Below are 26,894 nucleotides of genomic sequence, written 5' to 3'. Positions count from 1 at the left end.
AGCAATCGCTATCCCAAGTCAAATTATTTCTTGTTTTTGCTTGTTTATTGCCCAATGCAGCAACTGGGCAATGCGACAGTCGAAAAGCCAAATAGCAGGATAAAAAGACAGACAGACGGCAGTTTTGCAGTGGATCACACTGCCTAATTAGCCATGTTTACGGGTATCACTTTGTCAGTTTTTTTTCGATGTCATGCAGCAAAGTATGCAACATTGCCGTATCGCGCTGCTGCAAAGTACCAAGCCGCTGGTGCAGCCAATCGCGCAATTTTTGATCGTCACCCACCCCCAATGCCCCCAGCAAACCATCGGCACGCTGACGCAGTGCTTTAAGCTGGCCCTCATTAGCCACTGGTTCCTGCGGTGCGCTAACCTTCATCAGTTCCGACAATTGATAGCAATACACCATCACCGCCTGGCCGAGATTCAACGAAGGGTAATCTGCCTGCATCGGCACACCGGTCAGCAAATCGGCCAACTCCAGCTCTTCATTGGTCAGGCCGGAATCTTCACGGCCAAACACCAACGCTGCCTGCCCCACCCACTGACTGCGCTCACTCAACTGACCCAACAGTTGCTGCGGCGTACAGTAATAATGGAAACGCGCGCGGCTGCGGGCAGTGGTAGCAACGGTGAAATCCACGTCCGCCAGCGCCTGCTCGAGAGTGGCGAAAGTCTGCACGCCGTCGAGGATATCCCCCGCCCCATGAGCCACCCAGCGAGCCGCCGGTTGCAGGTGTGCTTCGCTGTCGACAATGCGCAACGAAGTGAAACCCATGGTTTTCATTGCCCGCGCCGCAGCGCCGACGTTTTCCGGCCGCGCCGGAGCCACTAAAACAATATGAAGCTGCATCAATACTCCACTAAACGACAGATCGCGTATTTTTGACTGTTTGGGATAGTCTGATTATATTTACATCTACGCAACAATAATCCCGAAATTGAGGGTAGATAGAGCTAAATAGGTTATTGCCCCGATAAATTGCTCGTAATACATATTATTGCTACTTATGTTTTACTGTGCTTATTAATCAAAGCGTTAAAAGAAGCCTTTTATCAATAAGTCAATAATTCTACCTCATTAGGCGCCGCAATGCTGAATCGTACACAGAATTTAGGCTTCTGTGACTTAAGCTGGCATTTCTGTAAGTGTTTTTCACAAAACTGTTAACGTGCTACAATTGAATTTGATATATGTCAACAAACCTTAGTTTTGTTGGGTGATGAATTCGGTGCGCACTGTTATATTGCTGTTAATACGGTTAGGATATGCACCGTTTTGGCACCTTTGGGGATGTAAGGAATAGCGCCCCAACCAAGCTAGCGATCTTGTTGACATGGGATGGAAAGTGCATCAAGAACGAGTTTACGTACTTTAGTCGTTTGGTAGAAGGGAACGTGAGCGCTAATCTCTGCCCTCCGCTATGAAAACAAAGACTTCTGTACTTCCTATTTTCTATTTTGTTGGCAATTTTAGGTAGCATATATGCAGACCCCGCACATTCTGATTGTCGAAGACGAGTTAGTCACTCGTAACACCCTGAAGAGCATTTTCGAGGCGGAAGGCTACGTTGTTCATGAAGCCAATGATGGTGCAGAGATGCACAACATCCTGTCTGAAAATGATATCAATCTGGTTATCATGGACATCAATCTGCCAGGCAAAAATGGCCTGCTGCTGGCGCGTGAATTGCGCGAACAGGCCAGCGTTGCGCTGATGTTCCTGACCGGCCGTGATAACGAAGTTGACAAGATCCTCGGCCTGGAAATCGGCGCCGATGATTACATCACCAAGCCATTTAATCCGCGTGAATTGACCATTCGCGCACGTAACCTGCTGTCACGCACCATGAACCTGGGAAGCGTCGGCGAAGAACGTCGCCTGGTTGAAAGCTATAAGTTCAACGGTTGGGAGCTGGACATCAACAGCCGCTCACTGATCAGCCCCGCGGGCGAGCAATACAAACTGCCACGCAGTGAATTCCGCGCCATGCTGCACTTCTGCGAAAACCCGGGCAAGATCCAATCCCGTGGCGAACTGCTCAAGAAGATGACCGGTCGTGAGCTGAAGCCGCATGACCGCACCGTGGACGTGACCATCCGTCGCATCCGCAAGCACTTCGAATCGACGCCGGACACGCCGGAAATCATCGCTACTATTCACGGTGAAGGTTACCGTTTCTGCGGCGATCTGGAAGAGTAAGCCTCCTCCCGCGTTAAAATATTTGGGGTTCCGCAGAACCCCAAATCTTATTTTGCCTCACCCCACGGGATGATCGGCACTGCACTCAGCGCATTCTTCGGTGAACCATCCACCACGCGGTCTGAATAACTAAGATAAATCAATGCATTACGTTTAGCATCGTAGAAACGCACCACCTGCAGTTTCTTGAACACCAGCGACGTTCGCTTCTGGAACACGACCGTCCCTTCCGCCTTACCATTTTTGATTTTATCAGTCAGCTCAATCGGCCCAACCTGCTGGCAAGAAATGGCGGCATCCGCAGTATCTTCCGCTAATCCCAACCCACCTTTGATGCCCCCGGTTTTTGCCCGGCTGATATAACAAGTTACATTTTTAACATCAGGATCGTCGAACGCTTCCACCACAATTTTATGGTCCGGACCAAAGAGTTTAAATACCGTATCAACCGACCCAACCTGTTCTGCCTGCGCACTATTCACCGTTGCGCAAACTAAACAAAACAAAAATAACCATCCTTTTTTCATTCACTTAACTCCAATAGGCTAAATCCTAAAAATGGGTTCCGGCAATCAATATTGTTTATGTTTTAGGTCACAGAAAAGGATCTTTCTGGTCCGCACCGGTCTTTTTAGCACAGAGCGTGAAAAAAATCTTTGAGAGTCTCGGAGGAAAAAAATTGCTATTATGCGGCGTCGTTATATCTTTGCGCCCGTTTAAGGTGTGCCCCTATCCAACCCTTGCTCAACAGTGGCAAGAGGAAAGAGTGCTACGCAAAATGGCTCATGGATTGGTCTGATAGCGCAAGCACCAGCGTAATGAATAAACAGTTCGGGTTCCTACCCTAAAGCTCTACGAGGAAGATCTATGGATCAAGCCGGTATTATTCGTGATCTGCTTAGCTGGCTGGAAAGCCATTTGGACCAACCTTTGTCACTGGACAATGTGGCGGCCAAAGCAGGTTACTCTAAATGGCATTTACAACGGATGTTTAAAGATATTACCGGTAACGCCATCGGGGCTTATATCCGGGCAAGGAGATTATCCAAGGCTGCGGTAGCGCTGCGTTTAACCAGCCGACCTATTCTGGATATAGCCTTACAGTATCGCTTCGACTCGCAGCAGACATTTACCCGCGCATTTAAAAAACAGTTTGCGCAAACGCCGGCACTGTATCGCCGTGCAGAAGACTGGAACTCATTCGGCATTTGTCCGCCAATCCGCCTGGGCGCCTTTACTCTGCCGCAACCCGAGTTTGTCACGATGCCGGAACAGCACTTGATTGGCCTGACGCAGAGCTATTCCTGTACGCTGGAGCAAATTTCCAACTATCGTACCGAGCTGCGTTCACAGTTCTGGCGCCAGTATCTGGGCGAAGCAGAGTCGCTGCCGCCGGTGTTATACGGGCTGCACCATTCACGTCCGAGTCAGGAAAAGGATGACGAGCAGGAAGTGCTGTACACCACGGCGCTGGAACCGCATCACGTACCGGCGAAAATTCAGGCCGGACAGCCGTTGGTGTTGCAAGGTGGCGAGTATGCGATGTTCAGCTATGAAGGCCCGGCTTCTGGCCTGCAGGACTTTATTCTGACCCTCTATGGCACTTGCCTGCCGGCACTCAAACTCACGCGCCGTAAAGGGCACGATATTGAGCGCTTTTATCCCAAGGGTGACCGCCGGCCACCCCAACCGCCAACCGAGATCAACTGCGACTATTTGATCCCGATCCGCCGTTAACGCTGCAGTTCATCCAGCGCGGGCGTGTCCAGATGCGTGACATCGCCCGCCGTTTCGACGATCCAGCCAGAAGCCAACCAGGGACTCTGCTGATGATCGACTCGCGACAGTGAACAGTTGCGTAAACGCAGGCGGCGCTCGGCATAGGCCGGTAGCCCGAGCACGGTACTGATCAGACAGCCTAAAGCGATACCATGGCTGACAATCAGCGGTTTGCTGCCTTCAGGCAACATCAGGCAACTTTCCAATGCCTCGCGCATCCGGTCGCCCAACTCGCTCATTGACTCACCTTGAGGGATACGGCCATCGGCAGTACCATCGACCATCTGCTTGCGCCACTGTTCTTCCTGCGGCGTCAGACTGTCGATTAAGCGCTCTTCCAGCACCCCCATATGCAACTCACGCAAACGCGGGTCGTTTATCACCTCGCAACCGCAAGCCTCCGCGATGATTTGCGCAGTGCGACGGGTACGCCCCAGATCGCTGGTAATCACGTGTGTGATGCCTTGTTTGCTGACGCGCTGGGCAACCAGGCGAGCCTGATGTTCACCGTTGGCGGTTAACGGGCTGTCCGACTGACCCTGGATGCGGCGAGCCGCATTCCACTCCGTTTCGCCGTGGCGAACGAGGTATACCTGTAACATTTTGCTTTTCCGTTATACTGCGTGAAACCTGAGTTTATCGTCGTCAGATGCCGCTTGCGCAAACGCCTGACGTAGTGAATAGGCTCTTAGCTTAAGGATGCCAAACCCGTTATGTATCATGTTGTCGCTGCAACTACCAACCCGGCAAAGATCAAGGCTATTCAACTGGCCTTTGAGGACACTTTTGGCCAGGACCAATGCCGTATTGAATCGGTCGACGTCGCCAGTGGCGTTTCACTGCAACCCATAGGTAATCACGAAACCCGCACCGGTGCACGCCAGCGTGTTATGGAAGCGCGGCAGGTACGCCCTGAGGCCGACTTTTGGGTCGGCGTTGAGGCTGGAATCGAAGAGAATATGACTTTCGCCTGGATGACGGTGGAAAACCCACAGACCCGTGGCGAATCGCGCTCAGCCAGCCTGATGCTGCCGGAGACGATTTTACAGGGAATTCGCGCCGGCCGCGAATTGGGCAGTGAAATGGCAACCATCACCGGCAATGCCGAAGTGAAACGCCAGGGTGGCGCTATTGGCATCTTTACCGATGGGCGATTGAGCCGCACCAGCGTTTACCATCAGGCTCTGCTGCTAGCGCTGGTGCCTTTCCACAACCCGATCTACCAGAACCATAACAACGCGGCACAGAAATAACCTTCGGTGGGCGCGGCGCTACTGCGCATCGCCCAGCAACTGCTGTTCCAGCCACTGTTTCAGCGCAGGCGTCGCTGCCTTCAGGCTGTTCGAACCGCGAGTGATAGTGGCAATCCCCGCCCCCAGTTCATTCTTCAGCTCACGTTGGCTCATCTCACCGCGCATCAATTCCTGGATAATCCGTACCCTTGTGCCTAAAGCCGTACGTTCGTCCGGCGTCAACAACAGTTGCATCAACGGTTGATGCAGATCCTGGGCAAACGAATTCTGCAGCAGCGCAACAAAGCGCAGCCAATCCTCATTACCTTGTTCTGAAAGAGCCGGGTCGTTAAGCGATAATTGCGTCATGGCAAGCCACCATACTATTTAACTAGTACAGCAGCATACCATAGCGACGTCAAAATCAATAACGCCTCTGCCACTCGGCGTCGGTCAGCACTTTAGCCGGCCGATGCATGAGATAGCGATAAAATGCGTCGTATGCCAACACGTTCTTCACGTAAGAACGGGTTTCCGAGAACGGGATGCTTTCGACAAATGCCACGGCATCAACCCGCCCTTCACTGTTACCCAACCAGGTATTCACCCGAGACGGACCGGCATTGTAAGCCGCCGATGACAGGATCCGATTGCGGCCAAATTGCTGGTAAACGTACTCCAGATAGCTGGTGCCGATGGTAATATTGACGCGCGGATCAAGCAGTTGGCTGGGGCTTGAGTAACCGGGAATATTGTACATCTGCACGGTATGCTGCGCGGTACGTGGCATCACCTGCATCAGGCCGCTGGCCCCTACCGGTGACTGTGCTTTCGGATTCCAGGCGCTCTCCTGACGAGCAATCGCCATGGCATAACTCGGCGTTATCCCCTTGTCATCGGTCGCGGCGCGGAACTCTTGCGGCCAGGCTACCGGGAAACGTTCCTCAAGGTGGTCCCACATTTTGCCGACAATAGTTGCCTGCACGCTGAGATCGGCCCATTTCTGCTCGAAGGCATAACGCGCCAGCGCTTCCTGTTCCGGGCGGCTGCGACTGGCCACGAAGGAAGTCCACTCACTGCGCGCCAGGTTATCCATATTCCAGTACATCAACTCGCGCACCCGGGCAATTTCCGGGCCATCCACTAATGAAGCGCGGGGTTTTGCCGCTACCGCCACCATCACCGGGTAAGGCGTATTCAGTTTCTGTGCCGCCACCATCGGGTAGAAGCCACGTTCGGTCATCAGCCGACGCAGGATCTCTTCCCCTTCGCTGCGTTTGCCTTCGTCCAGTAACATGCTCGCACGCCAATAGCGCCATTCATCCTTATTACGCGACTCGGTCGGCAGACGCGCCAGCCAGGTCGCCACCCCCTGGCGATCGCCGGCCCCCAGCGCCATACGCACGCGGCGCTCCAGCAGTGCCGGTGACTGGCTACGCAGGATCACCTTGTCGCGCCACTGGGTCTGTTCAAAGGTCGCATCGCTGCCCATCAGGCGCCATGCCACCGCTTCCTCCAGCCCCAGCCGCTCGCTGTCGCTCATTTTCTGCAGCCGGACGAGGGTTGGGATCATCGCGCGGGCGTTTTCCGCATCCTGACGCGCCAGGCGTTCGAAGGCGATGCCGGTCGCTGCGCGGGTAAAGTCGGTCGGCCCCACGCTACGGGCAAAGGACTCAACCGTCGCAGGATCGTTTTGCAGGCGCACCAGGGCATCACCCATGGTCTGATAATCTGACGGCAATTGGCGATAGAGGCTGTTCACCAGGCCACTGTTGCCCTCTTTCAACGCCAGCTTCATACGTTCCAGAATAGCCGTTGGCGTTTGTTTACCGGCCCCCTGCCAGACGCTGAACAGCTTGTCACAGGCTCCCGGCAGCGATTTACCGCTCATCCAGATGTCGTCGACACCGCTCCAGGCCGCGGTCTGATCGCCAGTGGCCCATTTGGCATAGTAGTAATTGCAACGCGCAGCAATGGGTTTCGGTGCCTGCGGGCTGAAGGCCAGCAGGGTACGCCAGTCTTCACGCCGCGCCAGTTCATTAACAAAACGCGGGGCCAACGATTTGGCCGGTGGCAGCGTCGGATGCTGCTTGATAAAGTCATTCACCTCAGAGAATCCGACCTGGCTGAGATCTTGCGTCAGCTCACGGTATTCCAGATAAGGGTAAAGCGGGTAATCACGCAGCGTCGGCATCAGTTGCGCCACCACGTCCATCTGTTTGCTGTCCCACGCCTGCTTGATCTGCAGGTAGCGCTGACGCTGAGCGTCCAGGGAATCCGCCAATGCGGCGCTTGAAAATGCCGTCAGGCATAGGCCCACAGCCAAAAACCGCCACTTGTCTACCTTGACCATACTGACTCTTTCCTCGCTAATGCTGATGGTGTTGCCAGAGCCGCTTCAGCCCGTTGCCGCGCTACGTCAGCAGCCAACGGATCGGTGAACCCGGCTCTCCGAGTATTTCGCGCTCTGTCGTGGGATAACGCCTATCCGGCACGCCCGAGCAAAAGGGGGACGCTGAGCAACCCGCTCAGCCGTCTATCATAGACAGCAGGATCGCCTATCCATTCACTACTGTAGAAGAAGTTTATCGTCACGATGGGCTTCAGGTAAAAAAGGTTTACCCTCGCTGACAAATCAATTAAAGCCGGCGGCAATTTTTGCCGTTTTAATCATTTCATCCTGGACTAACGCTAAAAACCGGTCGGACCCGCGATTATTAATCCCCACCGCCAATATAAAACCAAGCCATTTGAAATTATTAGCCGTCGCAGGATTTCGCACTCAAAACGAGGGGCAGAAAAGTTGCGCAAACCGCCAGAACCCAGGCCTGGCGCGCCAACTTTGCAGAAAACGCCTGGCAAACCCCGGTGGTCGTTTTTATACTATTAAAAAAGGCTAAGATAATTCCGAGAAAATGGCACATAAAGCGCGCAACAGGGATATCTTATAATACAATCCGCGCCAATTATGGGTTAGATAGTGTTCATCAGGCAGTGCGATTGACAGTTTTCAGCAAGACAATTATCCCTTCGACCGGGTCAGGCTTCTCATCGTTATGTTGCCGCAACAGTACTGCGGACGTGGGCAGGAATAGCAGATGAAGATGGCAAAAAATGCCGCGTTGTTAGTGACCTGCGCAAAAAACTCATTCATGAGTTTCCTTTGCGCACGTCTGGACAACGGCCGTCTGTTATCGCTGTTTCTACTCGCTCTGTTGGCATTTCCCGGTTTGGCCCACCCCGAGACTGGCGATTCATATAAAAATCGTACCCATGCCGTCACCACTGTGGTGGTCGGCATCATCAGCTATGCCCGCTGGCCGAGTGGACCCAACCCTATCCGACTGTGCGTGACGGCGCCGACACAATATGCCGACGGACTGTTCGATCCCATCCTGCTTAGCGCGCCCAGGCCAATAAAAGCCGAGCGCATCGCTTTCGACAGCCCATTGCTGAGCACCGGCTGTGACGTGATTTATTTAGGCAATATCAATGCCGGGCAGAAACAGAATTTCATCCAGCGCATTAACGGTCATTCGATTCTCAGCATCAGCGAGAACGATGCGGAGTGTTCTGCCGGCAACGCATTTTGTCTGCAGTTCGAAGGGGACGAGGCCAGCTTTAAAGTGAACCTAGATGCACTGGCACGCAGCGGCGTACGCGTTCACCCCAACGTGCTGCAACTGGCACGCAAACCGGTGCCGCCGCTATGAAGTGGTTGCGCAAGAACCGATCGGGTCAGTCGCGCCCGACGCTGGGCCGGGTGCTGCAACGGGTGCATCTTGGGCTGGCGCTGATTGCCGTCGGCACCGCCGGGATTTTCCTGACGCTGGTCGCGCTGTTTGCGCTGCGCGCTTATGCCAACCATAACCTGCACCTGATTGCACGCTCCATCAGCTATACCGTCGAAGCTGCCGTGGTGTTTGAAGACCGCACCGCCGCAAGTGAGGCGCTGGTATTGATCGCCTCCAAAGAGGAGGTATCGGAAGCCAGAATTCTGAACAACAGCGGCAAAGTGCTCGCCACCTGGCGTCACCCCGAAGATGGCCCGCTGCACGGTATGGAACAAATCGTGGCCCGCTGGGCGCTGCCGGAACCGGTGATCCTGCCGATTACTCATGAAGGCAAAGAGGTCGGCAAAGTTTGGCTGCTGGGCCACGGCGGCAGCCTGCTGCGCTTTCTGTTGCGCGGCATGATCGGCATGATCGCCTGCCTGGTGCTCAGTACCCTGTGTGCGCTGGTGCTTTCCCGCCGCATGCTGGTGGGCATTGTCCGTTCTCTGGATGACATCGCCAATGTCGCGCATGCGGTACGTCGCGATCGCGCCTTTGGCCTGCGGGTGCCGTCGGCGCCGATTGCCGAACTGCATGAGCTGAGCAGCGACTTTAATGGCCTGCTTGACGAGCTGGAAGCCTGGCAGGCACACCTGAAACAGGAAAATGACTCACTGACTCACCGGGCCACCCACGACAGCCTGACCGGCTTGCCGAATCGCGCCTTCTTTGAGGGCCGTCTGAGCCGTGCGCTGGGGGACATTAAACCCAGCGAAAAACTGGCGGTGCTGTTTATCGACGGTGACCGTTTCAAGGAAGTTAACGACAGTTACGGCCATGCCGCAGGCGATGTGGTGTTGACTACCATTGCCGGGCGCATTCGCGCGCAGCTGCGTGAAAGCGATCTGGTGGCACGTTTGGGAGGTGATGAATTCGCCGTATTGTTGGCGCCGGTCCACACTACGGAAGATGTCCTGCAGATTGCCGATAACATTATCGACTGCATGACCCAACCGGTGATTTTACCGAACGATGAGGCGGTGATTTCCTCTCTGAGTATCGGTATTGCACTTTACCCCGAGCATGCGGTAACGCCTCAGGGGCTCTTGCACGAAGCTGACGATGCGATGTACCAGGCAAAGCATCGTTATAACGGAGGCTGGCGGCTGGCAATACAAAAATAAGGCCCCGGCTAAAAAATAAAACTAGGGATTTTGATTATGATACAGCAAACACTAAAAAACCGTTTTTCACTGCTGGCGATGATGTTTATCGCCCTGCTGGCCCTCGCCGGCTGCCAGAGCAAACCTCAGGGCCTGACGCCCGAGCAAATTGCCCTGTTGCAGTCGCAAGGATTCAAGCTGACCGATAACGGCTGGGAATTTGGCCTGTCCGACAAAGTGCTGTTTGGCAATAACATCGGCAAGTTGAACCCGGAAAGTACCGACACGGTACAGAAAATGGGCCGCGCATTGATGAGCGTCGGTATCACTCAGTTCCGTCTGGATGGTCATACGGATAATTACGGTGAAGACAGCTATAACGATCAGCTCTCTCTGCGTCGCGCCAATGCCGTGGCGGATCTGCTCGCCAGCGTAGGCATTCCACGTGCCAACATCGAAACCCGCGGCATGGGTAAACGCGATCCGGTGGCCGATAACCGCACCTCCAGCGGCCGGGCGGAAAACCGCCGCGTCGCGATAGTCGTCACCCCTTAAGCAACCAATATGCGCCTTCACCGGCGCATAAAAGGTTATACTTAGCGATCGCTGTGTGATGTCTGGGATCCGCTTTCGAAACGGGCTACACTCCGCAGCCAGACATCCTATAAAAACTGATATAGAGAGGCAGAGGCACCGTGGCTCAATACGTCTATACCATGCATCGCGTCGGCAAAGTGGTTCCGCCGAAGCGTCACATCCTGAAAAACATCTCGCTGAGCTTCTTCCCTGGCGCCAAAATTGGTGTGCTGGGTCTGAACGGCTCGGGTAAATCCACTCTGTTGCGCATCATGGCCGGCATCGATACCGATATCGAAGGTGAAGCTCGCCCACAACAAGGGATTAAGATCGGTTACCTGCCGCAGGAACCGCAGCTGAACCTCGAGCATACCGTCCGTGAGTCGGTCGAAGAGGCGCTGGCAGAAGTGGTCGGTGCGCTGAAACGCCTTGATGAAGTGTACGCACTGTACGCCGAAGAAGGTGCCGATTTCGACAAGCTGGCCGCTGAGCAGGGCCGCCTGGAAGAGATCATTCAGGCCCATGATGGCCACAACCTGAACACCCAGCTGGAGCGTGCCGCCGATGCGCTGCGCCTGCCGGAGTGGGACGCGAAAATCGCCAACCTTTCCGGTGGTGAACGTCGCCGTGTCGCTCTGTGCCGCCTGCTGCTGGAAAAACCGGACATGCTGCTGCTGGACGAACCGACCAACCACCTGGATGCCGAATCCGTGGCCTGGCTGGAACGCTTCCTGCATGACTTCGAAGGCACCGTAGTGGCCATTACCCACGACCGTTACTTCCTCGACAACGTGGCCGGCTGGATCCTCGAGCTGGACCGTGGCGAAGGTATCCCATGGGAAGGCAACTACTCTTCCTGGCTGGAGCAAAAAGACGCTCGTCTGGCGCAGGAAGCCTCTTCCGAAGCCGCACGTCGCAAATCCATCGAGAAAGAGCTGGAGTGGGTTCGTCAGGGCGCCAAAGGCCGTCAGTCCAAAGGCAAGGCCCGTTTGGCTCGCTTTGAAGAGCTCAACAGCACCGAATACCAAAAGCGTAACGAAACCAACGAACTGTTTATCCCACCTGGCGCACGCCTGGGCGATAAAGTGGTTGAAGTCAGTAACCTGCGTAAGTCTTACGGCGACCGCGTGCTGATTGATGACCTGACCTTTGCAGTACCGAAAGGCGCGATTGTTGGCATTATCGGCCCGAACGGCGCCGGTAAGTCTACGCTGTTCCGCATGATGTCCGGCCAGGAACAACCTGATTCCGGCAGCATCGTGTTGGGTGACACCGTCAAACTGGCCTCGGTCGATCAGTTCCGCGACAGCATGGATAATTCCAAAACCGTTTGGGAAGAAGTTTCCGGCGGCCAGGACATCATGCGTATCGGCAACACCGAAATGCCAAGCCGTGCCTATGTCGGCCGCTTCAACTTCAAGGGTGTCGATCAGGGCAAACGCGTCGGCGAATTGTCCGGTGGTGAGCGTGGTCGTCTGCATCTGGCCAAGCTGCTGCAGGTTGGCGGCAACGTATTGCTGCTCGATGAACCGACCAACGACCTGGATATCGAAACCCTGCGCGCGTTGGAAAACGCCCTGTTGGAATTCCCAGGCTGTGCGATGGTCATCTCGCACGACCGTTGGTTCCTTGACCGCATCGCCACCCACATTCTGGATTATCAGGATGAAGGCAATGTGGAATTCTTCGAAGGTAACTTTACCGAATACGAAGAGTACAAGAAACGGACGCTAGGTGCCGAAGCGCTTGAACCACACCGTATCAAGTACAAGCGAATCGCCAAGTAATCCCGGAAAGCGCCGCATGCGGCGCTTGAGTTTGATGACTGAGTTGTCTTTGAAACCGAGATACTCGGGCCTAGCGCACCGAGGGGCACTCCGGCGGGCAAGCCGCTACGACCCCTTCGGCACGCTCTCCCTAATAACGGGCTTTGTCAGTAGTCTGAAGCGCCGCCTGCGGCGCTTTTTTTATTCCCACGCCAGCTCGCGGGCATAATCGTCAAACACCGGGTGTTGCAATACCACGTCGATAAAACAGGCCAGCGCCGGTGAATTCAGCTTGCGGCTTGGATAAACCAGATACAGCTCATTGCCTTCCGCCTGCCATTCCGGCAATACCTCCACCAATTGCTTCTGCGCCACCACCTCACGGCTAAGAAATGCCGGCAAGAGGGTTATCCCTGCCCCAGCAATCGCACATTCCCGCGCGTACAGCAGATTATCGGTAACATGTCGCATCGGCAGCTGCCAACGGAAATACTCGTCGCCCCGACGCAGACTCCAGACCGGCCAGGAGCTGTGTGCAATACAGCGGTGCTGCTGCAACTGTTGCGGATCGACAATCTGCGGGGACTGCGCCAGATAGGCCGGTGACGCCAGCAAATAACGTGGCGCATGCCCCAAACGACGGCCAATCAGTGAAGAATCCTGAGGCTTACCGGTTCGCAGCGCGGCATCAAACCCCTCCTGCACCATATCTACCATGGCATCAGATACCGACACCTCCAGCGAGACATCCGGATATTGCCGCTGGAAATCCGCCGCCAGACGCGCCAGCAAGGTCGCCCCCAACCCTGCGGGGGTTGAGATGCGCAACCGCCCACTGGGGTTATCACGCAGCCGTTGCAGCGCCAGATCGGCCCGTTCGGCGGCGGACAGCATCTCCTGGCAGTGTTCCAGATAGCGTTCACCGGCAAAGGTCAGATTGAGCTGACGGGTGGTGCGGTTTAACAGCCGCAGGCCCAGCGTCTGTTCCAACTGACTAATGCGCTGGCTGACGCTGGACTTTGGCAAGGCAGCCCGTTTGGCGGCGGCGGTATAGCTGCCACATTCAGCCACCAGCGCAAACAACGCCATATCCTGAAGCTGTTTAAACCTCATTGTTCACCTCAAACGAACACTCAGTTAGTTATTGTCCATCTTATCATCAACTGCCAACAGGTCTACACTGAGGGTATTCATTCGAAAGGAGCACAGTCATGTCGATTAAAGCCATTGCCGTAGACCCGAAAAACCCCGCCAACTTCATTGCAATCAGCCCGGAAAAACCCACCCCAGGTCAGTACGATTTATTGGTTGAAGTCAAAGCGGTGTCGGTCAACCCGGTGGATACCAAGGTCCATGCCGGCCTGCAAAAAAGTGGCCTGCAACAGCCCCGTATTCTCGGTTGGGATGCCAGCGGTATCGTGGTCGAAGTGGGCAGCAGCGTCAGCGGTTTCAAACCCGGTGATGAAGTCTGGTACGCCGGTGATATCACCCGCCCAGGCAGCAACACTACCCATCAGTTGATTGACTCGCGTATTACCGCCCATAAGCCGCAAAGTCTGAACTGGGCTGAAGCCGCCGCCATGCCGCTGACCGCCCTGACCGCCTGGGAAGCGCTGTTCGAACACCTGAAGATTCAGGACGCCGCCCCCGGTAAAACCCTGTTGATTATCGGCGGTGCCGGCGGCGTAGGTTCGCTGGCGATCCCGTTTGCCGCGCAGCGCAGTCAGGTGAAGGTGATTGCGACTGCATCACGCCCCGAGTCGGCGACCTGGTGCCGGGAGCGCGGTGCCGATCTGGTGGTGGACTACCGCGATCTGAAAGCCAATCTGGCGCAGCAGGGCATTGAGAATGTGGATTATATTCTTTGCCTGAACGACACCGACGGGCACTGGAAAGCGATTTCCGATCTGATTGCGCCAATGGGCCATATCTGTACCATCGTCGAAAATGCACAGCCGTTGGACCAAAATGCGCTGAAGTTGAAAAGTGCCGCTTTGCATTGGGAGTTGATGTTTACTCGCAGCATGTTCACCACGCCGGACATCGCCCAACAGGGTGAGATCCTCAAGCAAGTGGCGCAAATGCTGGATGAAGGAAAATTGAGTACCACCCTGAGCGAAACCTTGCAGGGGTTGACGGTCGACACCCTGACCGCCGCGCATAAAAAACTGCTCGACGGGCATATGCAGGGCAAACTGGTGATTGTTTACTGATGACAGACGGGGCGCAGCACGCTGCGCCCCGATGGCTTATACCGCCGCAACACCGAGCAGCCGACTGGCATCGGCCGCCAGCAGTTGTTTTACCAGCTCAACGCAGCGCAGGAAGCGTTCGTCATAGTCGCTGGACTCCACGTGTACATACTCGATGTTATTGGCCCGCAGCATCTCTTCCAACAAATGCTGGAACACTTTGCGATCCTTGGGGTTACCCAGGCTGCGCAGGCCATCCGCCACCCAGGGGGTGTTGTTTTCCAGCAGGATCACCAGATCAAACCGGTACTCGTCGATCAGCGCCTGCACAAAGGGGTGCTCGCGCCCTTCGTACTTTTTACAAAAGGCCTGAGTGGTGACGAAGTCGGTGTCGATAAAGGCCACTTTATTGGCGTACTTCACCGCAAAGTCGACGTACTGCGCCTGCCCAAGAGCAATCTTGTCGTAGTCGGAATACTGCAACGCCATCTCATCCCCACCGAGGTGCGAGAACACATAGTCGCGGCCATATTCCCAGGCACTGGTGGTGTTAAAGATGTTTGCCAGCTTATTCACCAGCGTCGATTTGCCGCTCGACTCACCGCCGAGGATCGCCACGGTACGAACAAAGAACGGCTTCACTTCGGTTGGAATATAATCCCAATAAAGGAAGGGATCCTGACGGATCTGGCGGCCGCTGATATTCATAAATGAACGTTCGGGATCAATCAGAACGGTTTCAATCCCCAGATGCTCACGGTAGCGCGGGGCATCCTGCGCTTCGCTGGAATAGATAAAGCTCGGCACAATGGCTTTCTGTTCCAGAAAAGCCTTCACCCCATCGCTCCAGACGTTCCAGCCATGCGGATAGGGTTCAATACCCTGTTCGTCGAAGGAATGAATATGGATGTTTTTCTGGTACTTGAAGGTTTGCAGCAGCCAGCGCAGACGATCGCTGACCGTCGGCTGTTGCGACATTGAACTGTTTTCGAACAGCTCACGGTCGCGGGGTTCGTCGTGACACAGGATCACGTGCAGCTCATCTACCTGGCTGCAGGCGCGCTGGATCAGGTAAATGTGGCCGGTGTGCAGAGGGTAAAATTTACCAAACACCACGCCGACCTTTTTCTCACGCCGTGGAAATTCCAGGCCAAGGTAGCGGTGCAGCGCCTCCAGTTTCTGGGCGCTCGGACTTTTGATTTTGTCGTTCAGTAACTGGCTGAGATAGCCTTTGGTCATGCCACTGGCATCCGCCACCTGCTGCAGAGTGCAGCTCTTCTGCTTAATCGACGCCTTCAGGTAATCGAATTGCCGCATAGCCCCTCCGTTTAATATGCTAAACAAAATAGCATAATCTGCACACCGCGTGGCAATTAATAAAACTGTTCCAGCACGTCCAATGCGTCCGCCAGTTTCTTCACGCCGAACACCTGCATATTGGCCGGTGGTTTCTTGGGTACGTTGGCATGTGGCACGATGGCCCGCTTGAAACCGTGTTTCGCCGCTTCGGAAATACGTTCCTGGCCGCTCGGCACCGGACGGATCTCCCCCGCCAGCCCCACTTCGCCAAACACCACCAAATCGTTTGGCAGCGGGCGATCGCGCAGGCTGGACACCAGCGACATCAGCAACGCCAGATCGGCGCTGGTTTCACTGACTTTCACCCCGCCAACCACGTTGACGAACACGTCCTGATCCGACATCTGCAGCCCGCCGTGGCGATGCAGCACCGCCAGCAGGATCGCCAATCGGTTTTGTTCCAGACCCACGGCCACCCGGCGCGGATTGGACATCATCGAATGATCCACCAGCGCCTGAATTTCCACCAGCAACGGCCGCGTTCCTTCCCACACCACCATCACCGAACTGCCGGAAGTGACCTCATCGCCACGGCTGAGGAAAATGGCCGATGGGTTGCTGACTTCACGCAGGCCCTGCTCTGTCATGGCGAAAACGCCCAATTCATTCACCGCACCAAAGCGGTTTTTGTGGCTGCGCAGGGTACGAAAACGCGAATCGGCGTCGCCGTCCAGCAGCACCGAGCAGTCAATACAGTGTTCCAAAACTTTCGGCCCGGCCAGAGAGCCGTCTTTGGTGACGTGTCCCACCATCACAATCGCCACACCGCGCGTCTTGGCGAAGCGCGTCAGGTAGGCGGCGGTTTCACGCACCTGCGCTACGCTGCCCGGCGAAGACTGAATGTCCGCCATGTGCATCACCTGGATGGAGTCAATCACCATCAGTTTCGGCTGTTCCTGCTCGGCAATCAGGCAGATCTGCTCGATACTGGTTTCCGACAGCATATTCAGGCCGCCAGTCGGTAAGCCGAGACGGTGGGCGCGCATCGCGACCTGCTGCAATGATTCTTCACCGGTGACGTACAGGGTTTTCATCTGTTCGGACAGTTTGCACAGCACCTGCAACAGCAGCGTACTCTTGCCGGCGCCAGGGTTACCGCCGATCAGGATCGCACTGCCCGGCACCACCCCGCCCCCCAGCACCCGGTCAAACTCAAGGAAACCGGTGGAGAAACGCGGTAGCTCATCCAGGCTGATGTCCGACAGCTTTTGCACCTTGCTGATGCCGGCATCGCCGGCGTAGCCGCTCAGGCGCTCATTGCGAGAAGAGGAAGACACCGCAGCCAGACGCACTTCTGTAATGCTGTTCCAGGCGTGGCAAGCGCTGCACTGCCCCTGCCAGCGCGGATAATCGGCCCCGCACTCATTACATACAAACGCCCGTTTTGCTGCTTTTGCCACGTATTACCTCTGTTTTTACCACATTGCCGCTGTCTGGCATTATCGCCGGATCAGGGTCAACTTTAGCGAACTTCGTGTTTCAGGCTGCCGGTCAGTACACACAGCACGCCAATCAGGTCAGCATGGCGAATCGACACCTGCGCCTTCTCATAGACTTTCGGTTTGGCGTGATAGGCAATGCCCAACCCGGCAACCTGCATCATTTTTAAATCGTTGGCACCGTCGCCGATGGCCACGGTTTGCTGCGGCGGAATACCCAGTTTTTCTGCCAGTGCGACCAGCGTATCGGCTTTAAACTGCGCATCGACTATCGGTCCCAGCACTTCACCGGTCAGCTTGCCGTCGCGAATTTCCAGCTCATTAGCCGCCACCGCCACCAATTTTAGTTTATCGCGCAGGTACTCGGCATAATAGGTGAAACCGCCGGAAGCGATCGCCACATGCCAGTCCATCGCCTGCAGCTTGCGCACCAGGTTGACCAGCCCAGGCATCAGTGGCAGCTCATCGCGCACCTGCTTGAGGATATTGGCATCGGCGCCTTTCAGCGTGCCGACGCGTTGGCGCAGGCTGGCGGTAAAATCCAGTTCACCCCGCATCGCACGTTCGGTGACTTCAGACACTTGCTCACCGACGCCTGCCAGTTTGGCGATCTCGTCGATGCATTCAATTTCTATCGCCGTAGAGTCCATATCCATCACCAGCAGCCCAGGGGTGCGCAAATGAGGAATTTTGCCAAGCGGTGCCACATCCAGGCCGCTCTCCGCCGCCAACAGCTTGGCGCGTGCCGTCAGGGTGCCAGCCAGACGCACCACCTGATAGTCCTCGACGCACCAGGCGGTAACAATCACCATCGCCGCACCCAGCTTGCGCTGGAAATCGGTAATGCGCGTTTTGTTCAGTTCTCTGCCATATAATAGCCAACCGGTATGACCCGCCCGATAATCCAGCGGCATCACTTCGTCACCGCTCAGCGAAAGGGGAAGACCCGGCCATTGAGAGATCTCTGCCGGGAGATCGCAATAGGTCAGACTATTCGACATCCTTAACTCCTGAAAAAACACTGCATGATAAAACGACGCATCAAGCTATCCTATCGCCATTGCTTCTGGCAACATAAAGTGTCCAAGATGCCCAAGGAACCTGCATGGCTCGCGCTAAACTGAAATTTCGCCTGCACCGCACCGCTATTATCCTGATTTGCCTGGCTTTGCTGGTACTGTTGATGCAGGGCGCGTCCTATTTTAGCCTGAGTCACCAACTGGCGCGATCCGAACAGGTGGAAGAACTGGCGCAAACGCTGACCAAACAGGTGGCCTCCAGCCTGGCACCGCTGATGGACGACGACAGCGACGTCGATAACCAGCGCATCGACGCCATCCTCAAACAGCTCACCGGGGGCAGCCGCATTCTGGACGCCAGCGTCTATCAGCTCGACGGCACGTTGGTTTCCCACGCCGGTGAACAGATAAGTATACGCGATCGTTTGTCGCTCGACGGTAAACGCGCCGGCAGCTACTTCAATCATCAACTGGTCGAGTCCATTCAGGGCAAAGACGGCCCAATCGGCTTTATCCGCATCACGCTGGATACCCACGTACTGGCGACCGAATCCAAACAGGTGGATAACACCACCAACCTGCTGCGCCTGATGATCCTGCTGGCTCTGGCCATCGGCATTATTCTGGCGCGTACGCTACTGCAACACCGTCGCAGCCGCTGGCAGCAATCGCCGTACCTGCTGACCGCCAATACACCATTGGAAGAAGGTAACACGGTAGAAAATGACGATGACGACGCGCGGCCGGATGCGAATAAAGAAGAAGAGAAGAAGCCCGAGAGCGGTTCTTAAGCCATTCGCTGAATACGCTCGTTCAGCCCCTGAACCTGTGCCAGCATCTGGTCGGCGATAACGCGAAAATCTTCGCTGATAAGTGTATGCCGTGCCACACGTTGCCAAAACTCCAGCGCCATCAATTCCGCCTGCCGCCAAACGGCACCGCTGACTTCATGACCCAATCGGATTTCCAACGCTTGATGGCGCATATTACCGCTGCTGGTTGGCGCAAATGCCATCGGCAACATGTCATACAAAGGGGCTAAAACCACCGGCCGCTGTTCGGGGTGCAGAAACGACAAGTTCCCCTGATGCATATCGCTATTGGCAATCAACCTGCCGAATGCCCAATACAGAGCCATTCTCTGACAGGTGGGGTTGTCTATCACACCATGCTGCAATAACCCTTGCGCCGCCGTAACCCAATTGGCATTGCCGCTACCGCTAAACTCGGCATCTAATGCTTCGAGTGAAACCATCGCCACCCGGCCAAACGGGCCGATGCGATCGAACCGTTCAATTTCCAGAAAACACTGCTGATTTTCACCCAACAAGATTTCACTTCGTGCCGCAGGCAACCCCGCTTCCGCCACGACCTGTAACGCCAGTGACTCTGCGATCAGCAAATCACTCCAACGCTGCGCATTGGGGTTTTCCGGGGCCGTACTGAATTTAACCAATACATGACCTTGTCGCTCGTCCCTCAGTTCAGCATAAGCAATAAACTTGGGTTGCTCACCACCGGCAGAAGACCCGACCAGTTCCCCTGCAAGCGCCTTCTCAGCCAGCTCTGCGTAACGGGCTGTTTTTTCCGCCATCGGCACTGCCGGCTCCAGGTCATGTACCAGCCAGCGTTGATAGCTGCCGTTGCCAGGCAGCAGGTTACCGCTCATGTCGTCACCAAAGTGACAAAGCGCCCACAGTCGCTGCTCTTCGTTCCAAAGCAGAGTATCTTCCGGCAGGCGCAATACTTGAGAAACCGCCTTCCCCCATGCCCGGCCAAGAAAACCTATCGGCCGCAGATCGTTCAGATACCAAGGCAAACCATCATAAAGTTGCCATTCACCATTTTGCTCATTTTGTACCGCGCATCCTTCAGCCGGATAGACAGGATAAAGCGTGGCAAACTTATGTGCCTTACCCTGCTCATCCACCTGATACAGCGGAAACTGCCCTTCACCTGCCACGCTTCTGAGCAACGCATAGCGGGTGGCCCGGCCTTTGCCCATCACCAGTACGCTTCCTGCCAAATTGCGAATACGGCGCGATAATGTCGGTTGACTGATACCCAGCGCTTCAGTAAGTGCTGTAGATGTCGCTGGGCCATTACGTAGTAATTGCTCGATGCCCGTCATAGATGAATAGATTCGTGAATAGATTTATGAATAGAGTAATAGCGCTAATTAGCTGTCAGGTAAAGTATTTGCAGGAAATGATTTAGGAAAGGTGAATAGATTGCTACAGGGGCGCAGCAAGGTGCTGCGCCCGCTGGATATTACTCTTTGTCGCCCAGCAGTACAGATTCCAGCGCGATAACGATCATTTCGTTAAAGGTGGTCTGACGTTCTGCCGCGGTGGTCGCTTCGTGACGCAGGATGTGGTCAGAAACGGTACAAATGGTCAGTGCCTTACAGCCAAACTCTTCGTACAGCTCAGCCGCCACACCGTAGATACCGGCCGCTTCCATTTCCACACCCAGGATGCCGTATTTCTTCATAACCTGGAACATGTCCGGATCTGGCGTGTAGAACAGGTCAGCGGAGAAGATGTTGCCTACGCGCGCCGGAATACCCTGCGCTGCCGCTGCGTCTACTGCGTTACGCACCATGTCAAAGTCGGCGATTGCCGCGTAGTCATGATCCTTGAAACGCATGCGGTTCACTTTGGAATCGGTGCAAGCACCCATGCCGATCACCACGTCACGCAGTTTAACGTCGTCACGCACCGCACCGCAGGAACCCACACGGATGATTTTCTTCACGCCGAATTCGGCAATCAGTTCACGCGCATAAATGGAGCAGGACGGGATACCCATACCGTGACCCATTACGGAGATTTTGCGGCCTTTGTAGGTCCCGGTGAAGCCCAGCATGCCACGCACGTTGTTCACTTCCACCGCGCCTTCCAGGAAAGTTTCCGCGATGTATTTTGCACGCAGCGGATCGCCCGGCATCAGTACTACGTCAGCGAAATCACCCATTTCAGCATTAATATGCGGCGTAGCCATAATTGTCTTCCTTTAAATCGTCGTCATGAATAAAAAAATACGCCGGGCAACCGCCCGGCACTAACAAAGTCTTAGAACATCGATTTGCCGTAATCCATCGGCGACACGCCAAAGTAGCTGGCAACGGTCTGGCCGATGTCGGCGAAAGTTTCACGGTGGCCCAGCGAGCCAGGCTTCACTTTCGGGCCGTAAACCAGGACCGGGATGTGTTCACGGGTGTGGTCGGTGCCCGGCCAGGTCGGGTCACAGCCGTGGTCAGCGGTGAAGATAATGATGTCTTCATCTTTAACCAGTTTCAGCAGCTCCGGCAGGCGACGGTCGAACAACTCCAGCGCGGCGGCATAGCCGGCAACGTCACGGCGGTGGCCGTAAGAGGAGTCAAAATCAACGAAGTTGGTGAACACAATGGTGTTGTCGCCGGCTTTTTCCATTTCGATCAGGGTGGCGTCGAACAGCGCGTCGATACCGGTCGCCTTGACCTTTTTGGTGATACCCACGTTAGCGTAGATATCGGCGATTTTACCGATAGACACCACTTCGCCGCCCTTCTCGTCCACCAGCTTTTTCAGCACGGTTGGCGCCGGTGGCTCTACTGCCAGGTCATGACGGTTACCGGTACGCTGGAAGTTGCCCGGCTTGTCGCCCAGGAACGGACGCGCGATCACGCGGCCAATGTTATAACCGCCTTCGGTCAGTTCTTCACGGGCGATTTCACACAGCTCATACAGACGGTCCAGGCCGAAGGTCTCTTCGTGACAGGCGATCTGGAAGACCGAGTCGGCAGAGGTGTAGAAAATCGGTTTGCCGGTTTTCATGTGCTCTTCGCCCAACTGGTCGAGGATCACGGTGCCGGAAGAGTGGCAGTTGCCGAGGTAACCCGGCAGATTGGCGCGCTCAACCAGCTTGTCCAGCAGCTCCTGCGGGAAACTGTTGTGCTCATCGCTGAAATAGCCCCAGTCGAACAATACCGGCACGCCGGCAATTTCCCAGTGGCCTGAAGGCGTATCCTTACCGGAAGAGAGTTCGCTGGCGTGAGCATAGGCGCCAATGATATCCGCATTGCGGTCCAGCCCCTGCGGGAAGGTACCGGTGGATTCTTCCGCCGCTTTACCCAGGCCCAGACGGCTCAGGTTAGGCAGGGTCAACGGGCCCTGACGGCCCACGTTGGCTTCACCGCGAGCACAAACCTCGGCAATGTGGCCCAGAGTATCGGAACCCTGATCGCCAAATTTCGCCGCATCTTCACTTGCGCCAATACCGAATGAGTCTAATACCATAATAAATGTGCGTTTCATCATGCTCTCCTGCGTGTTCTCACGCTGTGGGCGACAGCGAAAACGCCGCTGCCACTCCTGATTCGTTAATTATTCAGTGATACGCTTATAAACGACTGGCGTCACTTCCGGCGCTTTGTCACTCAGCACCATCGCACTGCGCACCTCTTCGGCCGCCTGCTGCCAGCTTTCTTCGTCGTTAGCGTGGATCACCGCCAGCGGCTGCTGGGTATCGACTTTATCGCCCAGACGGGCCATGCCGGTCAGGCCGACGCTGTAGTCGATATTGTCGGTCGCGCGACGACGGCCGCCGCCCAGCGATACCACAGCCATGCCCAGCGCACGGGTATCCATCGCACTGATGATACCCTGTTTTTCGGCGTAAACCGGTTTACTCAGGGTGGCCGCCGGCAGGTAGCTGTCGTAGCGCTCGACGAAATCGGTCGGGCCCTGTTGCGCCGCCACCATGCGACCAAACACTTCCGCCGCTTTACCATTGTCCAGCACCGCCTGCAGTTTGGCACGCGCATCGGCGTCATCTTTCGCCAGGCCACCGGAAAGCAGCATTTCCACGCACAGTGCCATGGTCACTTCCAGCAGGCGTGGGTTACGGTATTCACCGGTCAGGAAGCGCACCGCTTCGCGAACTTCAACCGCATTACCGGCGCTGGAAGCCAGCACCTGGTTCATGTCAGTCAGCAACGCGGTGGTTTTGCAGCCTGCGCCGTTAGCCACGCCCACAATCGCCTGTGCCAGATCGGCCGACAATGCGTAGGTTGGCATAAAGGCACCGGAACCGACTTTAACGTCCATCACCAACGCATCCAGCCCTTCCGCCAGCTTCTTCGCCAGAATTGAGGCGGTGATCAGCGGGATAGAATCCACCGTGGCGGTAATATCACGGGTTGCGTAGAAGCGCTTGTCCGCCGGTGCCAGCGAGCTGGTCTGGCCGATAATCGCCACGCCCACGTCCTGAATAATCTTACGGAAGGCATTGTCGTCCGGGAAAATATTAAAACCCGGGATCGCTTCCAGCTTGTCCAGCGTACCGCCGGTATGCCCCAGGCCACGGCCGGAGATCATCGGCACGTAGCCGCCACAGGCCGCCACCATTGGGCCGAGCATCAGCGAAGTCACGTCGCCCACGCCACCGGTAGAATGCTTGTCGACCAGCGGGCCGTTCAGCGACAGGCTTTTCCAGTCCAGCACGGTGCCGGAATCACGCATCGCCATGGTGAGCGCCACGCGCTCCGGCATGGTCATATCGTGGAAGTAAATGGTCATCGCCAGCGCCGCGATCTGCCCTTCAGAAACCACATTGTCACGGATACCATTGATGAAAAAGCGGATTTCCGCTTCGCTCAACGGTTGACCGTCACGTTTTTTACGAATAATTTCTTGTGCCAGGAACAAGGCATCCCCCTGTTTTAGCTAATGTAGAGTGCAGGCAGACGCCATATCGCGCCTTGCCGACGGAATCGATCAGTAACCGCTGCCAGACGGCTCGGCACCGTGGCCCAGCGTCGCCAACAGGCTGGCTAACAGGCTGGAAGCCCCGAAGCGGAAATGGCGCGCATCGGCCCAGCCTTCACCCAGAATACGATCGGCAAGTTGCAGGTAATGCAGTGCATCTTCCGCCGTACGCACGCCGCCGGCCGGCTTGAAGCCCACAGTCTTGGCGACGCCCATATCGCGGATCACCGACATCATCAGCTCGGCGCTTTCCAGCGTCGCGTTGACAGGCACTTTACCGGTTGAGGTCTTGATAAAGTCCGCGCCGGCATTGATGGCAATTTCCGAAGCCTTGCGGATCAGATTGGCCTGCTTGAGCTCACCGGTTTCGATGATCACTTTCAGCAGCACGTTGGCGGCCAGACAGGCCTGTTTGCACTGTTTCACCAGCTCAAAACCGACCTGCTCATTACCGGCGATCAGTGCGCGGTATGGGAACACCACGTCCACTTCATCGGCACCGTAAGCGATAGCCGCACGGGTTTCCGCCAGCGCGATCTCGATATCATCGTTGCCATGCGGGAAGTTGGTGACGGTCGCAATGCGGATGTCTGGCGTCCCCTGCTCACGCAGGGCCTTGCGCGCCGCCGGAATAAAGCGCGGGTAAATGCAGATGGCCGCGGTATGCCCGGCCGGGCTGTTCGCCTGACGACACAGCGCGATCACTTTCTCATCGGTGTCATCATCGTTCAGCGTGGTCAAATCCATTAAGGTCAGCGCACGTTGCGCTGCTGCGGTTAATTCGGTCATAAAACTCTCCAACTGAGAACCTGGGTGTTGGCGAGCGGACTTGGTTCCTTGAAGATAGCGCTGGGGAACGGGTCCCTCATCGGCAACTGAGATCCTTCTCACCGCACATAACCCTTCGCATCGCGCAGGGTCAGTAATAGCTATTTGAACACGATCGCCAGGGGCAATTCGCGTTCACAGTCACACTATATGAAATAACACTGTAACAGACCGGAATTATATGTGAAGACCATCACAAAATAACGCGATATCGTTCACAAATTCGCTAAAGAAACGGGCAAAGACAGCGGACACAGCATTCTGTGCCCGTGTTAGAAGTATAGGCGCTGTCCTGCAATAGAGCCTGTTGCCCTATGCAGAACAGCCCGGGGATTACAGCGCCAGGAAGAACCCGGCGATGGTCGCGCTCATCAGGTTGGAGAGCGTCCCCGCCGCCACGGCTTTCAGACCGAAACGTGCGATGTCGTGACGACGATTCGGTGCCATGCTGCCCAGACCACCGAGCAGGATCGCCACCGATGACAGGTTGGCAAAGCCGCACAGGGCAAAGGAGATAATCGCCTTGGTATGCGTCGACAGCACCTGCAGCCCCTCTGCCGCCACCACGTCGTCCGGACGCAAATAAGCACCAAAGTTCATGTAGGCAACAAATTCATTCACGATGATCTTCTGGCCGATAAACGAACCGGCGGTCATCGCTTCATGCCATGGCACGCCGATCAGGAAGGCAATAGGTGAGAACACCCAACCGAGGATCAGCTCCAGCGACAGCTGCGGATAGTCGAACCAGCCGCCAATACCGCCGAGAATGCCGTTCAACAGGGCGATCAGCGCGATAAACGCCAGCAGCATTGCGCCCACGTTCAGCGCCAACTGCATGCCGGAAGCTGCACCGGAAGCCGCTGCGTCAATCACGTTGGCCGGGCGGTCCTCTTCCGCGATCAACTTCGTTGCATCGTCCCTGTCGTGGGTTTTTTCGGTTTCCGGCACCATCAGCTTGGCAAACAGCAGGCCACCCGGTGCGGCCATGAACGAAGCCGCAATCAGGTATTCCAGCGGTACGCCCATCTGGGCATAACCTGCCAGCACCGAACCGGCCACCGAGGCCAGGCCGCCACACATCACGGTGAACAACTCAGATTGGGTCATGGTGGCGATATACGGACGCACCACCAGCGGAGCTTCAGTTTGGCCAACAAAGATATTGGCGGTAGCCGACAGCGATTCTGTCCGCGAGGTACCCAACAATTTTTGCACGCCGCCGCCCAGCACGCGGATCACCAGTTGCATGACGCCGAGGTAGTAAAGCACCGCAATCAGCGAGGAGAAGAAGACGATCACCGGCAGGACGCGCAGCGCAAAAACAAAGCCGCCGCCGCCAAAGACTTCAAACATCTTGTCGGAAACCAGACCGCCGAAGATAAATGAAATCCCTTGATTACCGTAGGCAATCACGTTGGCCACGCCGGCCGACATGCCGCCGAGAATGCTGCGGCCAACCGGGACATACAGCACCAGTGCGCCGATGGCGACCTGAAGAAAGAATGCCCAGCCCACGGTGCGAAACTTAATCGCACGGCGGTTGCTGGAGAGCAGCACGGCGATGGCGATCAGCGCCGCCATGCCGACCAGGCTCATGATGAGTTGCATGCAAAGTATCCCTGTTGCGAAAGAAAGAAATGCATCCCTGTCCGGTTGTCCCGCGAGGGTTGCTTATGAGTGTTTTCGGGGAGCGATTATACGGAGCGGGACAACGCCCGCACCGATTTATGTCACAAATATATACAACCAGACGCAAGAGAAAACACAAGTACGTGACATGCATCACGGTTTAATCCCTCTGCATGACCTTGG

At 55.8% G+C, this 26,894-nt stretch carries 24 protein-coding genes; 9 read left to right on the top strand and 15 right to left on the bottom strand.

The genetic code is table 11. From position 1 onward, the window contains the following. Positions 1-166: 166 nt before the first annotated feature. A complete protein-coding gene (locus SERS4_RS0103885; protein WP_012005134.1) occupies positions 167-853 on the bottom strand; it encodes a tRNA/rRNA methyltransferase in 687 nt (228 codons plus the stop codon). 633 nt (positions 854-1,486) lie between these two features. On the opposite strand from SERS4_RS0103885, the gene arcA reads away from it, so the two are divergent. Beyond that, positions 1,487-2,203 carry a two-component system response regulator ArcA gene (gene arcA, locus SERS4_RS0103880; protein WP_004949989.1) on the top strand — a complete coding sequence of 239 codons (717 nt, stop codon included), beginning with the start codon at positions 1,487-1,489 and terminating at the stop codon, positions 2,201-2,203. Between the two features lie 47 nt (positions 2,204-2,250). Here arcA and creA read toward each other — a convergent pair whose 3' ends face one another. After that, positions 2,251-2,730, bottom strand: coding sequence for a protein CreA (gene creA / locus SERS4_RS0103875; protein ID WP_012005133.1), 480 nt, complete (start codon positions 2,728-2,730; stop codon positions 2,251-2,253). A gap of 340 nt (positions 2,731-3,070) precedes the next feature. Here creA and robA point away from each other — a divergent pair, with 340 nt between their 5' ends. Further along, entirely contained in the window at positions 3,071-3,940 is an 870-nt protein-coding gene (robA, locus tag SERS4_RS0103870; RefSeq protein ID WP_017891553.1) for an MDR efflux pump AcrAB transcriptional activator RobA, read from the top strand. Here the strand turns inward: robA and gpmB are convergent. Beyond that, positions 3,937-4,584 (bottom strand): 2,3-diphosphoglycerate-dependent phosphoglycerate mutase GpmB, encoded by a 648-nt coding sequence (gpmB, locus tag SERS4_RS0103865; RefSeq protein ID WP_012005131.1) that lies wholly within the window; start codon positions 4,582-4,584, stop codon positions 3,937-3,939. The two genes, robA and gpmB, sit on opposite strands and share 4 nt — an antisense overlap. Positions 4,585-4,695: 111 nt before the next feature. On the opposite strand from gpmB, the gene yjjX reads away from it, so the two are divergent. After that, on the top strand, positions 4,696-5,235 hold the full coding sequence (gene yjjX, locus SERS4_RS0103860; RefSeq protein WP_012005130.1) for an inosine/xanthosine triphosphatase: 540 nt from the start codon (positions 4,696-4,698) through the stop codon (positions 5,233-5,235). 18 nt (positions 5,236-5,253) lie between these two features. Here yjjX and trpR read toward each other — a convergent pair whose 3' ends face one another. Further along, positions 5,254-5,583, bottom strand: coding sequence for a trp operon repressor (trpR, locus tag SERS4_RS0103855; RefSeq protein WP_012005129.1), 330 nt, complete (start codon positions 5,581-5,583; stop codon positions 5,254-5,256). A gap of 55 nt (positions 5,584-5,638) precedes the next feature. Beyond that, the gene (sltY, locus tag SERS4_RS0103850) at positions 5,639-7,567 is read right to left on the bottom strand and encodes a murein transglycosylase (RefSeq protein ID WP_012005128.1); all 1,929 of its coding nucleotides are present in this window, start codon (positions 7,565-7,567) and stop codon (positions 5,639-5,641) included. Positions 7,568-8,312: 745 nt separating this feature from the next. Here sltY and SERS4_RS0103845 point away from each other — a divergent pair. From SERS4_RS0103845 to ettA, 4 genes are all read left to right on the top strand, one after another. Next, the gene (locus tag SERS4_RS0103845) at positions 8,313-8,927 is read left to right on the top strand and encodes a YfiR family protein (RefSeq protein ID WP_017891552.1); all 615 of its coding nucleotides are present in this window, start codon (positions 8,313-8,315) and stop codon (positions 8,925-8,927) included. After that, positions 8,924-10,171, top strand: a complete 1,248-nt coding sequence (locus SERS4_RS0103840; RefSeq protein ID WP_012005126.1) for a diguanylate cyclase domain-containing protein — start codon at positions 8,924-8,926, stop codon at positions 10,169-10,171. Before SERS4_RS0103845 ends, SERS4_RS0103840 begins: the two co-directional genes overlap by 4 nt. A gap of 36 nt (positions 10,172-10,207) precedes the next feature. Further along, the gene (locus SERS4_RS0103835; RefSeq protein WP_017891551.1) at positions 10,208-10,705 is read left to right on the top strand and encodes an OmpA family protein; all 498 of its coding nucleotides are present in this window, start codon (positions 10,208-10,210) and stop codon (positions 10,703-10,705) included. A 140-nt stretch (positions 10,706-10,845) separates the two neighbouring features. Continuing rightward, positions 10,846-12,513 (top strand): energy-dependent translational throttle protein EttA, encoded by a 1,668-nt coding sequence (gene ettA / locus SERS4_RS0103830; protein WP_012005124.1) that lies wholly within the window; start codon positions 10,846-10,848, stop codon positions 12,511-12,513. Between the two features lie 180 nt (positions 12,514-12,693). On the opposite strand, the gene SERS4_RS0103825 is transcribed toward ettA, so the two are convergent. Next, a complete protein-coding gene (locus SERS4_RS0103825) occupies positions 12,694-13,605 on the bottom strand; it encodes a LysR family transcriptional regulator (RefSeq protein WP_026142188.1) in 912 nt (303 codons plus the stop codon). Positions 13,606-13,703: 98 nt separating this feature from the next. Between SERS4_RS0103825 and SERS4_RS0103820 the strand changes: the two genes are divergently transcribed. Continuing rightward, positions 13,704-14,705: a zinc-binding alcohol dehydrogenase family protein gene (locus SERS4_RS0103820; protein ID WP_017891548.1), complete on the top strand. Its 1,002-nt coding sequence runs from the start codon at positions 13,704-13,706 to the stop codon at positions 14,703-14,705. A gap of 36 nt (positions 14,706-14,741) precedes the next feature. On the opposite strand, the gene nadR is transcribed toward SERS4_RS0103820, so the two are convergent. The 3 genes from nadR to serB all read right to left on the bottom strand — a co-directional run bounded on the left by nadR (position 14,742) and on the right by serB (position 18,483). Beyond that, a complete protein-coding gene (gene nadR, locus SERS4_RS0103815; protein WP_012005121.1) occupies positions 14,742-16,001 on the bottom strand; it encodes a multifunctional transcriptional regulator/nicotinamide-nucleotide adenylyltransferase/ribosylnicotinamide kinase NadR in 1,260 nt (419 codons plus the stop codon). 56 nt (positions 16,002-16,057) lie between these two features. Next, positions 16,058-17,443 carry a DNA repair protein RadA gene (radA, locus tag SERS4_RS0103810; protein WP_012005120.1) on the bottom strand — a complete coding sequence of 462 codons (1,386 nt, stop codon included), beginning with the start codon at positions 17,441-17,443 and terminating at the stop codon, positions 16,058-16,060. 62 nt (positions 17,444-17,505) lie between these two features. Beyond that, the gene (serB, locus tag SERS4_RS0103805; RefSeq protein ID WP_012005119.1) at positions 17,506-18,483 is read right to left on the bottom strand and encodes a phosphoserine phosphatase; all 978 of its coding nucleotides are present in this window, start codon (positions 18,481-18,483) and stop codon (positions 17,506-17,508) included. Between the two features lie 104 nt (positions 18,484-18,587). On the opposite strand from serB, the gene SERS4_RS0103800 reads away from it, so the two are divergent. Beyond that, on the top strand, positions 18,588-19,292 hold the full coding sequence (locus tag SERS4_RS0103800; protein ID WP_012005118.1) for a YtjB family periplasmic protein: 705 nt from the start codon (positions 18,588-18,590) through the stop codon (positions 19,290-19,292). Here SERS4_RS0103800 and yjjJ read toward each other — a convergent pair. From yjjJ to SERS4_RS0103770, 6 genes are all read right to left on the bottom strand, one after another. After that, complete coding sequence (gene yjjJ / locus SERS4_RS0103795; RefSeq protein WP_026142187.1) at positions 19,289-20,632, bottom strand: type II toxin-antitoxin system HipA family toxin YjjJ; 1,344 nt, start codon at positions 20,630-20,632, stop codon at positions 19,289-19,291. The genes SERS4_RS0103800 and yjjJ overlap by 4 nt on opposite strands. 140 nt (positions 20,633-20,772) lie before the next feature. After that, positions 20,773-21,504, bottom strand: a complete 732-nt coding sequence (gene deoD, locus SERS4_RS0103790) for a purine-nucleoside phosphorylase (RefSeq protein ID WP_012005116.1) — start codon at positions 21,502-21,504, stop codon at positions 20,773-20,775. A gap of 71 nt (positions 21,505-21,575) precedes the next feature. Then, on the bottom strand, positions 21,576-22,799 hold the full coding sequence (gene deoB, locus SERS4_RS0103785) for a phosphopentomutase (RefSeq protein WP_012005115.1): 1,224 nt from the start codon (positions 22,797-22,799) through the stop codon (positions 21,576-21,578). Positions 22,800-22,868: 69 nt separating this feature from the next. After that, positions 22,869-24,191, bottom strand: coding sequence for a thymidine phosphorylase (deoA, locus tag SERS4_RS0103780; protein WP_012005114.1), 1,323 nt, complete (start codon positions 24,189-24,191; stop codon positions 22,869-22,871). Between the two features lie 69 nt (positions 24,192-24,260). After that, the gene (gene deoC / locus SERS4_RS0103775) at positions 24,261-25,040 is read right to left on the bottom strand and encodes a deoxyribose-phosphate aldolase (RefSeq protein WP_012005113.1); all 780 of its coding nucleotides are present in this window, start codon (positions 25,038-25,040) and stop codon (positions 24,261-24,263) included. 372 nt (positions 25,041-25,412) lie between these two features. Then, complete coding sequence (locus SERS4_RS0103770; protein WP_017891546.1) at positions 25,413-26,690, bottom strand: NupC/NupG family nucleoside CNT transporter; 1,278 nt, start codon at positions 26,688-26,690, stop codon at positions 25,413-25,415. Between the last annotated feature and the right edge of the window lie 204 nt (positions 26,691-26,894).

It is taken from the genome of Serratia sp. S4, from assembly GCF_000347995.1.
Lineage (GTDB): Bacteria > Pseudomonadota > Gammaproteobacteria > Enterobacterales > Enterobacteriaceae > Serratia > Serratia quinivorans.
This window is presented reverse-complemented; position numbering and strand designations above follow the sequence as displayed.